Source organism: Halomonas sp. BLK-85 (assembly GCF_044792155.1).
In the GTDB taxonomy this organism is placed as follows: Bacteria; Pseudomonadota; Gammaproteobacteria; order Pseudomonadales; family Halomonadaceae; genus Vreelandella.
The window spans coordinates 801,842-817,581 of record NZ_CP087731.1; the positions used below are offsets into that span (position 1 = coordinate 801,842).

10 protein-coding genes are annotated in these 15,740 nt (G+C 54.3%); 7 read left to right on the top strand and 3 right to left on the bottom strand.

All coding sequences use genetic code 11. From position 1 onward, the window contains the following. Positions 1–85 precede the first annotated feature (85 nt). The 5 genes from glmS (at position 86) to LL947_RS03545 (ending at position 10,099) form a co-directional block, all read left to right on the top strand. Positions 86–1,933 carry a glutamine--fructose-6-phosphate transaminase (isomerizing) gene (gene glmS, locus LL947_RS03525; RefSeq protein WP_499833985.1) on the top strand — a complete coding sequence of 616 codons (1,848 nt, stop codon included), beginning with the start codon at positions 86–88 and terminating at the stop codon, positions 1,931–1,933. A 340-nt stretch (positions 1,934–2,273) separates the two neighbouring features. Beyond that, on the top strand, positions 2,274–5,321 hold the full coding sequence (locus LL947_RS03530; RefSeq protein ID WP_499833986.1) for a glycosyltransferase: 3,048 nt from the start codon (positions 2,274–2,276) through the stop codon (positions 5,319–5,321). A gap of 149 nt (positions 5,322–5,470) precedes the next feature. Continuing rightward, positions 5,471–6,709 (top strand): alginate O-acetyltransferase AlgX-related protein, encoded by a 1,239-nt coding sequence (locus tag LL947_RS03535; RefSeq protein WP_499833987.1) that lies wholly within the window; start codon positions 5,471–5,473, stop codon positions 6,707–6,709. Then, positions 6,703–9,030 (top strand): glycosyltransferase family 2 protein, encoded by a 2,328-nt coding sequence (locus tag LL947_RS03540; RefSeq protein ID WP_499833988.1) that lies wholly within the window; start codon positions 6,703–6,705, stop codon positions 9,028–9,030. Before LL947_RS03535 ends, LL947_RS03540 begins: the two co-directional genes overlap by 7 nt. A gap of 25 nt (positions 9,031–9,055) precedes the next feature. After that, positions 9,056–10,099 (top strand): glycosyltransferase family protein, encoded by a 1,044-nt coding sequence (locus LL947_RS03545; protein ID WP_499833989.1) that lies wholly within the window; start codon positions 9,056–9,058, stop codon positions 10,097–10,099. Positions 10,100–10,217: 118 nt separating this feature from the next. On the opposite strand, the gene LL947_RS03550 is transcribed toward LL947_RS03545, so the two are convergent. Next, positions 10,218–11,249 (bottom strand): SPFH domain-containing protein, encoded by a 1,032-nt coding sequence (locus LL947_RS03550; RefSeq protein WP_499833990.1) that lies wholly within the window; start codon positions 11,247–11,249, stop codon positions 10,218–10,220. 20 nt (positions 11,250–11,269) lie between these two features. Then, positions 11,270–11,731 (bottom strand): nodulation efficiency, NfeD-like protein, encoded by a 462-nt coding sequence (locus LL947_RS03555; protein WP_499833991.1) that lies wholly within the window; start codon positions 11,729–11,731, stop codon positions 11,270–11,272. A gap of 688 nt (positions 11,732–12,419) precedes the next feature. Here LL947_RS03555 and LL947_RS03560 point away from each other — a divergent pair. Together LL947_RS03560 and LL947_RS03565 are read left to right on the top strand one after the other, a co-directional pair. Then, a complete protein-coding gene (locus LL947_RS03560) occupies positions 12,420–12,875 on the top strand; it encodes an REP-associated tyrosine transposase (protein WP_499833992.1) in 456 nt (151 codons plus the stop codon). A gap of 122 nt (positions 12,876–12,997) precedes the next feature. Beyond that, entirely contained in the window at positions 12,998–13,750 is a 753-nt protein-coding gene (locus tag LL947_RS03565) for a phosphoadenylyl-sulfate reductase (RefSeq protein ID WP_499833993.1), read from the top strand. 137 nt (positions 13,751–13,887) lie between these two features. Here LL947_RS03565 and LL947_RS03570 read toward each other — a convergent pair whose 3' ends face one another. Further along, entirely contained in the window at positions 13,888–15,615 is a 1,728-nt protein-coding gene (locus LL947_RS03570; protein WP_499833994.1) for an SLC13 family permease, read from the bottom strand. Between the last annotated feature and the right edge of the window lie 125 nt (positions 15,616–15,740).

Below are 15,740 nucleotides of genomic sequence, written 5' to 3' on the forward strand. Positions count from 1 at the left end.
CCTTGTCCTTGTCCGTGTCGTCCGTGAGGGTCCGTGGCCAGACAGGTTTTATTCTATTCACTACTCACTACCAACAGGAAACACTATGTGCGGCATTGTCGGCGCGATCGGCGCAACGGAATGTACTCCCTTTCTGCTTCAGGGCCTGAGAACACTTGAGTACCGTGGCTATGATTCTGCAGGGCTTGCGGTGCTTAACAACGGCTTGCAGCGTGCCCGGGCCAAGGGGCGTGTGGCTGAGCTTGAGGCGCGTGTGGCTGAACAGCAGCTTTCGGGGCAGGTGGGTATTGCCCATACGCGCTGGGCCACCCATGGTTTGCCGGCAGAGCATAATGCGCATCCGCATATTTCTGCTGGTCTGGCGGTGGTGCATAACGGCATCATCGAAAACTACGAAGCGCTGCGCACCACGCTGCAAACGCTGGGGTATGAATTTACCTCTGATACGGATACCGAAACCATCGCGCACCTGATCCGTGCCTGCCTGAAGGGTGAGCTTGAAGGGGCAGAACCGGTGGCTGATCTTTTCTCTGCGGTGCAATGTGCTGTGGCGCATTTGCAGGGGGCCTTTGCACTGGCGGTGATCAGTGAGGATGAAGCGGATACTCTGATAGTGGCCCGTCAAGGCTCACCGTTAATGCTGGGTGTTGCTGATGATGGCCATTATGCGGCATCGGACGCATCGGCTTTGTTGTCGGTGACCAAGCGCATGATGTACCTGGAAAACGGCGACGTGGCCAGGCTGACCCGTGATTCCATCTACCTGGAAGATGCCAGCGGCCAGCCAGTGGAGCGTGATGTTGTCATCTCCAGCCTTTCTGCCAATGCCGTGGAGCTGGGTGAGTTTAACCACTATATGCAGAAGGAAATATTTGAACAGCCTCAGGCGCTGGGTAACACGCTTGAGATGATTAGTGGGGCGGGCAAACTGGAGCCCGGCATCTTCGGTGCTGAAGCCGCTGAGGTGTTTCAGCAGGTAGATTCGGTGCTGATTATTGCCTGCGGTACTTCCAGCTATGCGGGCATGACCGCCAAGTACTGGATCGAGCAGGTAGCGGGCCTGCCATGCAATGTCGAGATTGCCAGCGAATATCGCTATCGGGTGAGTGTGGTCAATCCGCGCCAGCTGGTAGTGGTGATTTCCCAATCCGGCGAAACGGCCGATACCTTTGCAGCGCTTGAACATGCCAAGGCGCAGGGCCATACGCACACACTGGCGATCTGTAACGTGCCGGAATCCGCGATCGTGCGTGAAACCGCGCTGCGTTTTATTACCCGCGCGGGGCCGGAAATAGGGGTGGCGTCGACCAAGGCGTTTACTACTCAGTTAAGCGCGCTTTTCCTGCTAACGCTCCTGTTGGCCAAGGCCAATCAGCGTTTGAGTGAGCAGGACGAAAAAGTCTACCTGGATGAATTGCGCCATCTGCCGGTCGCAGTGGAAAACGTATTGGCGCTGGAGCCCAGCATTAAGGCCTGGGCAAAGCATTTTGCCAACAAGCATCATGCTTTGTTTCTGGGGCGTGGTCGCCACTATCCGATTGCCCTGGAAGGTGCGCTTAAGCTGAAGGAAATCAGCTATATTCATGCGGAAGCCTATCCGGCCGGCGAGCTTAAGCATGGCCCCCTGGCGCTGGTGGATGCAGAGATGCCAGTCGTTGTGGTGGCGCCTAATGATGAGTTGCTTGAAAAGCTCAAGGCCAATATGCAGGAAGTCAGCGCCCGGGGTGGCCAACTGTATGTATTTGCTGATGGCGGAAGTCAGGTAACGATAAGTGACAACATCCATGTGTTGCAGATGCCTGAGCATTATGGCTTGCTGTCACCTGTGCTGCATGTGGTAGCGCTACAGCTGCTGTCTTACCACGTTGCTCTGGTGAAAGGGACTGACGTAGACAAGCCCCGTAACCTGGCCAAAAGTGTGACGGTTGAGTAATGTCGGGAAGTTGGTGGTGGATAGGCATTAAGTTCATTCGTTGACTCGCTGTTTTCAGCATCATCGAAATGCAGGTGTGTATGTTAATTAATTGTTTTTTCAAATAGCGACTTTTTATAGCAACCTTTCGCCACAGTGCTTTTGTTGAGTGCTGTGGCGATTTTGTATTTAAACAGGCGAATTATTTGCCAGTTGCTTATAACCTGGCGATTGTCTGGCCTCTGATTGACCAACAGCCATTCTCTCCCAACCAAAGATGCTGACGCTGTGGCGTTGCGCCAGGCAGCGGTATTTTAAGGCCAGGTAAGGCACTTCTTTTTCGCCCCAAGGAGACGACGTAGTGTGGAAATGGGTTGCCTCGTACTTGAGGAAAAAGCTGGACAACAATGCCCGCCGAACAGCAAGGGAAGTGCTCACCGGTCATCCGCCTGAAGATTTCGATAGCCACTGGTATTTGAATGCTTACCCGGACGTTGCTGCCAGCGGTATCGACCCATGGTTGCACTATCAGCGCCATGGGCGTTCTGAAGGGCGTTTGCCTCGGCGTAACCGGGCAATTGCCTGGGATCACGCGCTTTGGCGTGGCGCTGATAGTGTCATGCTGGCGCGTCTTTTCCGGCTGGTGGAATCTGCTGAGGCATCACTGGAAGAGCAGCAGTATGCCCGCTGGGCGCTGGCACGGTGGTGGGCCTGGCAAAATAACTGGGCTGTTTTGCCTGATTGGCTGTCACCTTTGGTGATGGATTGGCCGACGTTATCTGGAAATACATCCACAGGGCCTGCCCTGCTGGCAGTTGAGGCGTGCGCACGTCTGGCGTTGGAAACAGATGAAAACGCCAGTAACGAAGCGCTCCATCGGCGGGTGCTGGAGCAGGCGCTGATGGCTTTACAGCAGCATGCCGGTGAGCATGCTGATACATTTCTGGCTCAATCCAACATGGCCCTGGCCCAAGGTAACAATGAACAGGAACGCTTGGCACCGCTCAATGCAATGTGGTCGGCACAGGGCCTGGCAACAGTTCGTAAAGCATCAGCAAACCTGTCGCTCACGCTGGATAATCTGGCGCCGGAGTATACAGCAGCTGAATCTTCAGAGCATGAACAGCCTCCCAGAATCAGCGTCGTGATACCGCTATATAACGCCGCTGGCTCAATAGCGACTGCGGTACGTAGTCTGTTTGCACAGCGTTTTTTGGGCTCCCCAGTTCCTTTTGAAATTATTGTGGTTGATGATGCCAGCGTGGATGCCAGCGTGGCTGCGGTTGAAGCCTTGAGAGCAGACTGTCCCAGCCATGTTGAGTTGCGGATTCTTCATCATCGGGAGAATAAGGGAGCCTATGCGGCGCGGAATACTGGTGTTGCTGCGTCGCGTGGAGAGCTGATAACCACCCATGACAGTGATGACTGGTCGCATCCCGATAAACTGCGCCTGCAGGTTGAAGCACTGAGCCAGGTTAGCAGTGCAGAGGCCTCGATTTCCTGGTGGGTCAGGGCGACTCCCGGTCTACTTTTCCATCGTTGGCGCCTGGAAGGTGAAGGTTGGGTGTACCCCAATCTTTCTTCATTAATGGTACGCCGTGAGGCATTAGACCAGCTAGGCTTCTGGGATGATGTCAAGGTCAATGCTGACAGTGAATTCCGTGAGCGTCTGGAAGCCGTTTTCGGGGAGAAGGCAGTGTGTGAGGTGCTGCCCGGCGTCCCGCTGTCGTTTGGTCGTGCCGATGCATCGTCACTAAGTCAGCATACCCATACGCATCTCGCGACCCAGTTTCTCGGCGTTCGCCATGACTATATGGCTAGCGCTCGTCGTTGGCATCAATCAGCCAAGCCAGCGGGGCTGTTTCTTTCTCAGCACCCTGCAAGGCGCCCTTTTGCGACTCCTGCTGCGATTTGCCGTCAATCATCCATGCCCACTCAACAAGCCGCTTATCAACATCCTCTGGATACACTTCAGGCGGCGCAGTATGAGGCAACGCCCTGGTTTGATGCAGGTTGGTACCTGCGCACCTACATTGACTTGCAGCAGTCGCTGATTGATCCGCTAAGCCATTATTGGCGAGAAGGGGAGTCTCAGGGGCGCGATCCCAGCCCGCATTTCAGTGTGTCTGGCTATCGCTATCTATACGCAGAAGAAATGCGCGTCGATAAGAAGGAGCCGCTTTCACCCTTGCTGCATTTTTTGCAGACGGGACGAAGTGCCAGCTATTCACCTCGGCCGGTAATACAGGGCTTCTGCACGCTTGCTGCTGATCAGCCAACGGTGCTGGTGTGTGGGCACGCGGCAGGTGAAACCCTTTATGGCGCCGAACGCAGCCTGCTGGATGTGGTGAGAGGGTTGCGTGGGCTTGGCATGAATGTAGTGGTTGCGCTGCCAAGCGCAGCCAATCAGCCGTACATTAAAGCGTTGCGGGAGGCGTCGCTGGCCGTGGCGATTCTGCCGTATGGCTGGTGGCAACAAGGTAAACAGCTTGAGCATGCCACATATGACTATTTTCGCCAGCTGATGCAGCAGTTTGATATTGCTGCACTGCATGCTAACACGGCCATACTGGATGAACCCTTGCATGCAGCCAGGGCGTTAGGCATACCGACGATCATGCATGTGCGCGAACTGCCTGAACATGACAGCGCCTTGCGTGCAACGTTAAATGCTTCTGCGGTTGAAATCATGGAGCGGGTGCGCGAGCTGGCTGATATTCCGGTTGCCAATTCACAGTGCGTTGCCACTGCCATTGCTTGCGAACGGACCCTGATTGTCCCCAATACTATCGATATGTTGCCCTTGTTGGATTTGCCTGTCCGGGAAGCAAACGCTTCTGTAAGAATAGGCATTTTGAGCAGTAATCTGGCCAAGAAAGGGTTATCGGATGTTACTGCCCTGGTTAATGCTTTAGCCCATCAGACTGCTTGCCCGGTGGAGGTCTGGTTATTCGGCCCACCCACTTCTGATCTTGCTTGTCTTTTGCGTCATTATGATGAGGCGTCAACAGGTATCCGTATTATTGACGGTGGCTATGTGGAATCGCCTGCCCATGCATTGGCAGAGCTTGATGTGGTAATGAATCTTTCACATTTTCAGGAGTCTTTCGGACGGACGGTACTGGAAGCCATGGCGGCGGCTCGTCCTGTTGTATGTTATGCCTGGGGTGCCTTGGAAGAGTTGGTAATACCGGATAAGACGGGCTATCTGGTGCCTTTTGGGGACATTAACGCCATGGCGCGCCAGTTGACAATGCTGGCTGATGCGCCTGAGCTACGTCATACGTTAGGCCATGCGGGACGTGAACATGCCATGGCGCACTTCAGTCCGAAGGTGCTGCAAAAGGCACTCGCTGAGGTTTACGACCTGGCTTTGCATGGCGATTCGAGGAAGCAACATCTTATATGAGTATGGTGAACTGGTTATCGCGACAGATAGGCGTCGGAAAGAATCAAGATGATAAGCTTCCGGTTTTCAAATGGATGCTGGATTATCCAACTGCAGAGCGTGACGCACAAATAGATCCCGCAGGCAGGCGGGTGCAAGGTTGGCTACTAATGCCTGAAGGCGAAGAGGACATACTGCGTCAGGTACGTATTGTGGTGCAGTGGTCATCCGAGCAGGAAGGTGTTTATCCGCTGGATATAGAGCGCCCGGATGTAGTGGAAACGATATTGAAGACGGTTCCTGCCGATCACCCACAGCGTTACTGCGGATTCCGTTTTCATGTCCCTGTTCATATTGCTCGCTTCCGCCTGTTACTGGTTATTGGCGAACAGCGCTGGTTACTGAAAGAGATAGATGTCACACCGGTAGACAAAGCGGCTTCAACCTCTCTGAAAGTGCTGAAGGGGAAACAGGGCTGGCTGTTTCTGGATAACGATACCAATGCCAGCGTTGATCAGTTTCGCGGTCGTTTGCGGCTGACTGACAAAGGCCTTGACGAATGGCGGTACTACCTGCGGGGCGTTGATCAGCTAGCGAAACAGCAGGGTATCCCCTGGAAGATGCTGATCGCGCCTTCCAAGGAAAGTGTGATGGGAAATGCCTACCATCCATACGAAGCAAGTGACGGTCCCATGTCACAACTGCTGGAACTTGCTGAGGCAGAGTCGATTCTGCATCCGGCAACCGCCTTGAAAAAGCTCGGTGATCAGGCGTTTATTCCGACAGACACGCATTGGGCGCAGCGGGGAGCCATGGTAGCCAGCACTGTGTTAGCCCGGAATCTGGGCCTGGATGTTCGTCGTTATCGACAAGTAATGTCAAAGGACCGTTACGTAAAGCGCAATATGGGCGGTGATCTGGGCAATAAACTATCGCCACGTCAAACCAGCCGCGTTGATATTCTGCGTTCATTCAAATATCAACCTTACAGGCGCTATGATAATGGTCTGCCTAATTTTGGGAGGATTATCGCTCTGGAATACCCTGATGCCATAGAGCAGGGAACGGCACTGATTTTTGGTTCGTCTTCAAGTTATTCAATGTTTAACTACCTGTGTCGATTGTTCAAACGAGTCATTTTTATTCATTCGGCGGGTAATCTTGATCCGGATGTCATTAGTGCCACTCAGCCGGATTACCTGATCATTCAGACCAATGGTCGATTTGTTGTGCAGGTTCCCTCTCTGGATCAATCTCTTGCCGAGACTATTCGTGATAAGGTATCGCGATTGAATGATGATGAAAAAGCCTTGGTATCCGAGCGGTTCATTCCTGCAGAGTCGACCTACCTGCGGGAGATCGGACTCGAACGGTGGGATGATTATGCGAGAAAAATGTTGAGATGCTGAGAGTCACCAGAGACGCCTCACTAAAAGTAGCGGCGAAAATATCTGAAGTTATCCAGAACTGGTGGAACCAGCGAGCGGATGTAAAACCTTTCTGGCACCGCGAACCGGTGTTTCATCCCAGGCAGCTGAGTGATGATCAGCTGCAATTCGAACTGGTTGGTGAGCGGCCTTTGCCAGGCTGGAACATGGTTGAGCTGGATGTGAACGGTACTGAAATGTATGGGGTCGCGACCATTACCGTAGAAACGCGTCGTTATAGCTTTCAGTTGGGCATTCCATTGCGGCCAGGCAAGACAGCGAAGCGCCTGGTTTATATGCCGCTGGGTGTGAAACGCATTTCGATTACTACCATAAACGCCATGGGTGCCTTTCAGGTGCAACATTTACGTTGGGTATGGCTGACGCCCTGGTTTGCCCGTGACAGGCTGGCTCGGCGATTGTCGAGTGTGCATCCGGATTACAAGGAAATGAGCGCCCAGCGGGTAATACGTGCCCTGCACCAGAAGTCGGTAGCGCATGCCTGTAGCTGGAAAAGCGTAGCACTGTCCGAGCATACCCAGACCTTCATGCGTTCATGTGCGCATTACAACTATGCTGACTGGGTGGCTAATGTTGAGCCGGACATTAAACAGCTACCTGAATATTGGCAGCTGAAGAATCTTGCAGCAGCGCCATCCTTCGCCGTGCTTTTGCCGCTACACAAGGAAGAGTTTGAGCGTGTTGGCATGGAAGGTCTGGAGCAGACGCTAGCTTCTCTAGAGGCACAGGTTTACTCACAGTGGATGTTAAGCGTTTCTATTTCGGCGGAGTTGCCGGAAAAGCTGGTGGATGAGATCAAGTTGCTGATTCATCAAACATGTGAAAAGTCATCCCACCTTAGCGTCTGTCGTGAAGATAGCCTGGTCGCGCTCAACCACCATGCCTTTGTTCACTCGGACGGGGAAGGAGTGATCAGCATGGCGCCAGGTGACCGCTTGGCACCAGAGGCCTTGGCCAGAGTCGTGGATGCTTGGCTTGATGCGCCGCAATGCCAACTGTTTTATGCCGATGAGGATGTATTGGGCTGGAATGGCATACGTAACAAACCCTGTTTTAAACCTGAGTGGAATCCGGATCTGTTACTATCATCTGGCTACGTAGGGCGCATGACGGTCTACAAGCGTCGTATGTTATGGCGTCTGGAGGTCTATCAGGGAATTGGGCGCCGAGTACGGGGAGAGTTGACTCGGCTGGAGATTGATCACGCACAGGCACTGCGTTTTTTGGCCTGGCAGTACCAGCGTGATGCATCAGCAGTGAAAGCCGTCAAGCATTTGCCGTGGATGCTTTATCATCGCCATATTGCTCACCATGAAACTGATCAGACACGCCAGGATCATACATCCTCGCTGGTAGAAGACTGGATACGGCTCAGCTTGCCGGAATGCGATGCCAGGGTGAGTAACGGTCAATTGCCCTTCAGCGCTCATGTATGCTGGCCAATCAGTGAAAAACCACCGCTAGTCAGCCTGCTCGTGCCTACCCGTGATGGCGTCGATATTCTCAGGCCCTGTGTTGATCGTATTCTGCAACTGACGAGCTATCGTCACTTCGAGCTTTTAATCCTTGATAACCAAAGTACCTGTCTGAACACATTGGCTTATCTGGATGAGGTTGAAGCACGTGACCCCCGTGTCAGGGTGTTGCGCTGGAATCATCCGTTTAACTATTCGGCACTGAATAATTTCGGTGTTCGACATGCAAGGGGCGATATCATCGGCCTGGTGAATAATGATATTGAACCGCTCAATGGTGATTGGCTGAGCGAAATGGTAGGGCAGGTATTGCGCCCCGACATTGGCTGCGTTGGGGCAAAACTGTATTACCCGAACGGAACCCTGCAGCACGGTGGCGTCATTCTTGGGTTGGGTGGCGTGGCCGGTCACGCGCACCGCTTCTTTCCGCGTCAGGCGGATGGTTATTGTGGTCGACTAAAGCTGGTGCAAAACTTGACCGCTGTGACTGCTGCCTGTCTGCTAGTCAGAAAAGACGTCTTTAATGAGGTGGGGGGACTGAATGAACCTCGTCTTGCGGTGGCGTATAACGATGTTGACCTGTGCCTGAAGGTCCATCATGCGGGCTATCGAAACCTGTGGACGCCTTACGCAGAGCTTTATCATCATGAGTCTATCTCTCGCGGAGCAGATGACACTCCCAAAAAGCGAGCTCGCTGGCTGCGAGAGATGGCTTACATGCGTCATACCTGGAGTGATTTGCTTGATAATGATCCTGCCTATAACCCTAACCTGACGTTGGTCTATGAAGATTTTTCGCTGCGTTAGGCTGTAGAGGAGTGAGGAGTGAGGCGTGAGGAGTGAGCGCTGGTTAGTGTTGAGCGATGGGGCGCGGCCGACCGAGGATATCTATTTCCTTGAGTCGGCCGCGCCCCTTTTGCGTGCCCGGGAAATAGATGCAGGTCGCCTTGATATGCGCGGTTGGCGCGGTTGGTTGGCGAAAAAGCTGATGCGCAGGATGCTGGGGGTCAATCTGATTATTTGCCGTTCTTTGCCAATGCGCTGGATTACCTGGTTGCAGGCACACCGCGAGCAGTTTGGGCGTATGGTTTATCTGGTTGATGATGATATTGAAGCGGCGGCCAATGATATTCAGTTACCTGAACACTATTGCCAACGTATGGCGGGCATTGCCAGGCGTCAGTCTGATTTGCTGACCCTGTGTGATGAAGTCGTTGTCTCCAGTGAGCAGCTGGCCAAGCGCTTTCATGGGCGTCATGGGTCAGTATCCGTGTTGACGCCACCGTTGATTGCTTCCTTGCCCACGCGGGTACATCTTGAACACCCGCCCTCTCAGCGATCACCCTGGCGCATCGGCTTTTATGGCACCCGCGCTCATCTTAATGATCTGGAACATATAGCGCCCGGATTGGAGAATATTCAGCGCCAGCGGGAAGATACTGCGCTTGAGATAATGCTGGGCCAGTATACGCCCGAGGCGCTATGTGACTTACCCCGTGTTACGACACCTGAGCCACTCGCCTGGCCCGCGTTCCGTCGCTACCAGGCCAACCATCAGGTGCATATCGGGCTGGCGCCGCTGATGGATTCACCTTTCAATCAAGGTAAGTCGTTTATCAAGTTTCTGGATATCGCGGCCATGGGTGGGGTAGGGGTCTATTCTAACCGTTACCCTTACAGCGAAGTTGTCTGCCACGGTGAGAATGGCTTACTGGTAGATGATGACCCGTATGCTTGGCAGGCTGCCATCGAGGAACTGTTGGATAACCCCGTTGCGGCTGCTGAAATGGCGCGCGCCGCCGCCGCTGATGCCAAGCGTATGGGGAGTCCACACCATGCTGCAGATTTCTGGCAACGCTTGGGAGAAAAATGGTGATTGTTTAGAGGTCATGAAGCCTAATGGGGGGGGGGCTAATGTATATGGGATACCCTGACGGCGTGGTGGATGCCACGCCGTTTTTGTTGGTTGGATTGAAACTAACCGGTATGAAGCGTTATGAGTTTGGCTGTGTGCCTGCGCCGCCGAGCATGCCGGTTTTCATCGCGTTGGCAGCCATCTGGTCGCTGGGGTTGCCGGCCATTTCGCGGAACATGCCCATGGAGCCGAGCAGCGCACTGGATTCGTACGGCACAAAGACGCGTTCGCCCTGTTTGGCCATGTCGGGAAGGGTCTTGATGTAGGTCTGGCCGAGCAGATACCCCACGGCAGTTTCCTTGTTCTTCTGGGTATCGCCGAGCGATTCGAGAACCAGTCTGATGGATTCGCGTTCCCCCTCGGCGCGCAGCACCGCCGCTTCCTTATCGCCCTGGGCATTGAGAATCGCGGATTCCCGCTGGCCCTGGGCCTTGGCAATCGCCGCGGACTTTTCGCCTTCCGCCTCTGTCACAGTGGCGCGCCGGTTACGCTCCGCGGCCATCTGCAGGCGCATGGCTTCTTCCACTTCAACCGGCATCTGAATATCCTGAAGCTCGACGCGGTTGATCTTGATGCCCCACTTGGAGGCCGGTTCTTCCATGGCCAGCTGGATATCAGCGTTGACTTCAGAACGGCTGGCAAACAGTTTGTCCAGCTCCATCTGGCCGACCACGCTGCGCAAGGTGGTCTTGGCCAGCGTTTCTACCGCCTGAGACATGTTCTCGACCTGGTAGACGACGTTTTCCGGGGCGACGATGGTGTAGTAGAGCACGCCGTCGATCTGCACGGTGACGTTATCGGTGGTAACGACGGCTTGCCCCGGAAAATCCATCACCGTTTCGCGCCGGTCGATGCGGGTTTCTTCCTTGGTTTGTGGAATGAACTGTCCATCCACACGCTTGTAGCGGGTCATGGTGATGGGGCGCGGCTTGTCGATAAACGGCACGATAATGTTCACGCCGCTCTCGAGTACCCGGTTGAAAGAGCCCAGTCGCTCAACCACGACAGACTCTGACTGCTGTACGATCATCAGCCCTTTGGCAATGATGAAGATACCGATGATGGCGATCAGGCCGCCAATAATAAGGCCTGTTCCGAAAGGGAGTTCCATGTGTTGCTCCTTGAGTGGGGTTACGTTGCTTTGAAGCGCGTGACCTTGGCTGTGGTGCCTTCAAAGTGATCGAAGATGACACGGTCTCCGGGTTGCAGGGGTGGGTCTGAGGGCAGGGCGTTGATCAGCTGTGCATGAAAGAAATCGCCATGAATCTTGATGCCGGGGGCGCTGTCGAAGTCGCGGGCCACGATGTCAAACATCTTGCCGTTTTCAGCGCCGGAGCCGACGGAGCCGTAATTGATACCTTTGGGGGACAGGCGCGGACGAATCACCTTGATCGCAATGGGCGCAAAAACAGCCACGCAGATGGCCAGTGTGACCAGCTGCCCGGTCAACCCGATATTGAAATAGGCTGCAACGGCTGTAATAAACGCCGCCGCGGACAGTGCCAGCAAGAGCACAGTGCCTGTCATCAGCTCTGCGAGTAGCAGGCCCAGGCCAATCAATATCCACCAATAATGCATTTCCAGTATGTCCATAAAGGCCTTCTCCTGTCTGATTGACGCCAGGATGGGACTTTTTAGATGGCCACAAGGCCGGCCTACCCTGATGCCATGCAATAAACCCTGTAACCACACTAACAGCTTTTCATTTCAGAAGGTGGCCATATAAAAAATGGACCGGTTCTGAATTAGCTGTGATGATAATTGTAGAGAAAAATTCGCAGGGTGGATTCGCTCAGCCATCCACCCACCCGCCGCAGGCGGGCAGGCGGTGCCATAGGAGGTATATGCATGCATTAGCGGTCATGGTTGACGTTGAATGATGAGTCATTGGTGCCATGATTATCGGGGAGTACTTGTAGGGTGGATTCGCTCAGCCATCCACCAACCCGTCGGAGGCGGGCAGGCGGTGCCATAGGAGGTATATGCATGCATTAGCGGTCATGGTTGACGTTGAATGATTGGGCATTGGCGTCAGGATAATTGTTGAAGCCTCTGTAGGGTGGATTCGCGAAGCAATCCACCAACCCGCCGCAGGCGGGCAGGCGGTGCCCGTTATGTTACGTGTCGGCATCAGGCAGTGGTGGATTGCGTCGATCATCCGCCGTTGGTTTTATGGGTTGATTCCGGTTCATTGCCCGGCGGATGACGCCGGGAATCCACCCTACGGCAATGCTTCTCGGGGCATTTTCAAAAGGATTCAGGGGTATTACAAGGAGTTGTTATGTCAAATTACCGACGACACTATATTGCAGGTGGGAGTTATTTTTTCACTGTCAACCTGTACAACCGAAAGCAGACTCTGTTGACCGATCATATTGACCTTCTTCGCGATTCCGTGCGTAAGGTTAAGAAAAAATATCCCTTTGAGATAGTGGCTTGGGTTGTTTTACCTGATCACCTGCATTGTATATGGACCTTGCCGCAAGGATGTTCTGACTTTTCTATTCGGTGGCGTTTGATCAAGTTGCAATTCAGCAAGGGCGTTGCCATGTCTGTAAGCAGTACTGTGAACCACCGTCGAGAAAGACACATCTGGCAGCGTCGATTTTGGGAGCACACACTCCGTGATGCCGATGATATCCAGAAGCATGTTGAGTATATTCACTATAATCCTGTCAAACATGGCTATGTAGCCAATGTTCAAGAATGGCCATACTCGTCCATTCATTGGCAATGAGTGCTGTTGATAATTTATATAATTAAAAAGAATCATAAAATTATTTTTTATTCTTTTATGTTCTTTTGGGTAGAGGTCTATCATGAGGGCATTCTCCATCTTTCAACAGAGGAGGTGCGATCATGGCGTTTTCCGCCCATCACACTGAACATGCATTACCTGTTTCTGGCATTGCCCGCCTTGAGCCATCATCCTCTGAGCTGGCAGCTGCCAATACTGCACTGGAGCAGCAGCCCGCCGAGGCGCGGGTTGAGTGGGCGCTGGAACACCTGCCCGGGGCGTTCGTGCTGAGTTCCAGCTTTGGCATCCAGTCGGCGGTTCTCCTGCATCTGGCGACACGGATCAAGCCAGACCTGCCGGTGTTACTGGTGGACACCGGTTATCTGTTCAAAGAAACCTATCAATTTATTGATACCCTCACTGAGCGCCTGCAGCTGAATCTGCAGGTCGTGACCCCACAGATGTCACCCGCGCGGCTGGAAACTCTTTACGGCAAGCTCTGGGAGCAGGGTGCCGAGGGAATTAACAGCTACAACCAGTTGATGAAGGTTACGCCTATGGAGCAGGCACTGGAAGATCTTCAGGTGGGCACCTGGTTCGCCGGGTTACGTCGCCAACAATCCGGTTCCCGTAAGGCTCGCCCGGTAGTAGAACAGCGTCAGGATGGCCGCTATAAGGTCTACCCGCTGATTGACTGGGATAACCGTGATATCCACCGTTATCTGACCCGCCATGCGTTGCCCTACCATCCATTGTGGGAGGAAGGCTACGTGACCGTCGGCGACTGGCACACCAGCCAGCCCCTACGCCCCGGCATGCAGGAAGAAGACACCCGCTTTTTCGGCCTGCAGCGTGAATGTGGTTTGCATGTTTAGCCTCCACGCAAACTTTTTTAGCCACGGGATTTTTGTTTAGCCACGGACCCTCACGGACGGCACGGACAAGGTCAAAAAAAGGTTTTTAAGGTTTTGTCCGTGTCGTCCGTGAGGGTCCGTGGCCAACAAGGTTTTCACTAAAACGGAAACACCAGCGGGGTCAGGGTCAGCACGGCGGCGGAGTAGACAAGACTGACGGGTAAGCCGGTTTTTAAAAAGTCGCTGATCCGGTAGCGCCCCGGCGAGTAGACCATCAGGTGGGTCTGGTAGCCGAAGGGAATCAGAAAGCAGGCGCTGGCGCCGTAGGCAACCGCCATGACAAAAGGGAGCGGGTCGGCGCCGAAGGCCTGGGCGGTACTCCAGGCCACGGGAAAGGCCAGGGCTGCGGCGGCGTTGTTGGTAACGGTTTCGGTCAACAGCAGGGTGAGAAGGTAGCAGCCAATAAAGGCCGCATAGATCCCATAGCCGCTGAACATGGCCTGCATGCCATCAGTCAACAGGGCGGCTGCGCCCGAGGATTCCAGCGCCTGGGCGATGGCCAGCGCCGAGCCGATAATCAGCCACAGCTCAAACGGGAAACGGCGGCGCAGCTCGGTCACGCTGAGTACTTTGCCCACCAGCAACCCGGCAAGCAGCAGCATCAGGCCGTGGAAGAGAGGCAACAGGTTAACGGTAGCCAGCCCGATCACGGCCATAAATCCGCTGAGTGTCAGCAGGCTTTCGCGGCGGTTAAGCTGGGGGCGCTTGAAGCTGCCGCTGAGCAGATGGAAGTTGCGGTCCAGGTTGCGGTGCTGGCGAAAATCAGCACTGACCGCCAGCAGTAAGCAATCACCCACACGCAGTGGAATCTTGCCCAGCTGGCCTTCCAGGCGCTTTTGCCCCCGCCTGATGCCCACTACGCCAGCGCTGAACATGCTGCGGAAATCCACTTCCTGCAGGGTTTTGCCGGGCAGTTCTGATTCGTGGGAAATCACCACTTCCACCAGGTTGGTGGCCAGTAGGTCATCCGCCTGGTGCCCGAAAAGCGTCAGGCCGGGAAAGCGCTGCAGGGCCTGAACCTTGTTGGTCTCACCGGTAAACACCAGGGTGTCGTCGGGCTGCAGCAGTTCATCCGGCCCTACCGGGCTGATCAGGCGGCCATTGCGCTCGATTTCCAGCAGGTATAGCCCTTCCAGGCGGCGCAGGCCATTGTCCTCAATGCTTTTACCTACCATGGGGGAGTTGGCATGCAGGTCGGCGGCCAGAAAATAGGAGAGCTTTTCATCGGTGTCTTCAGGGTGGTGGTGGGGCAGTCTCTGGGCGCGCCAGAGCAGTACACCAAAGGTGATCAGGGCCACGGGCAGGCCAACCAGTGCAAACTGGAACATGCCCAGTTCACTGCCGCTGGCGTTCAGGTAGAAGGAATTGACCACCAGGTTGGTGGAAGTGCCGACCAGGGTGGTAACGCCGCCGAGAATAGAGGCATAGGACAGCGGAATCAGTAATCGCGATGGAGCAATACGTGATTGGCGAGATATAGCCCCCAGAAAGGCCGCGACCACAGCGGTGTTGTTAAGAAACGCGGAGAGCAACGCTGTAGTACCCATCAGGCGCGCCGTTGCAAAGCGTGGGCTGCCCTTGAGCAGGCGGCTTGAGAGCCAGTCCAACAGCGGGGAACGCTCCAGAGCCAGTGATACCAGCAGCAAGAGTAGCAGCGTGGCCAGCGCGGGGTTGGTGTATTGGGCCAGCAGCACGGAGGTATCCACCAGGCCGGCGACCAGATAGAGGCCGGCCAGGGTGACAAAGGCTGTCGCTGGTCTGATTTTTCCGCTGATCAGGCTGGCAACCAGAACGGCGATGGAAACAAGAACCGCCCATGGCGTCATTGGTCATTATCCTTGCAGGTAAACAGATGGCTTGCTCAATTTTACGCAGCCTTTTATGATGGTGTCTAACAGTTGATTCAAAAAAGCTTATTTATATAATTTTTTTTGTTTTAAAACAGTGAGTT

Bases quoted from the DNA above. Each gene is read 5' to 3' on its own strand.
- glmS (WP_499833985.1), top strand. From the start codon at position 86: ATGTGCGGCATTGTCGGCGCGATCGGCGCAACGGAATGTACTCCCTTT.
- LL947_RS03535 (WP_499833987.1), top strand. From the start codon at position 5,471: ATGCCTGAAGGCGAAGAGGACATACTGCGTCAGGTACGTATTGTGGTG.
- LL947_RS03540 (WP_499833988.1), top strand. From the start codon at position 6,703: ATGCTGAGAGTCACCAGAGACGCCTCACTAAAAGTAGCGGCGAAAATA.
- LL947_RS03550 (WP_499833990.1), bottom strand. From the start codon at position 11,249: ATGGAACTCCCTTTCGGAACAGGCCTTATTATTGGCGGCCTGATCGCC.
- LL947_RS03555 (WP_499833991.1), bottom strand. From the start codon at position 11,731: ATGGACATACTGGAAATGCATTATTGGTGGATATTGATTGGCCTGGGC.
- LL947_RS03560 (WP_499833992.1), top strand. From the start codon at position 12,420: ATGTCAAATTACCGACGACACTATATTGCAGGTGGGAGTTATTTTTTC.
- LL947_RS03565 (WP_499833993.1), top strand. From the start codon at position 12,998: ATGGCGTTTTCCGCCCATCACACTGAACATGCATTACCTGTTTCTGGC.
- LL947_RS03570 (WP_499833994.1), bottom strand. From the start codon at position 15,615: ATGACGCCATGGGCGGTTCTTGTTTCCATCGCCGTTCTGGTTGCCAGC.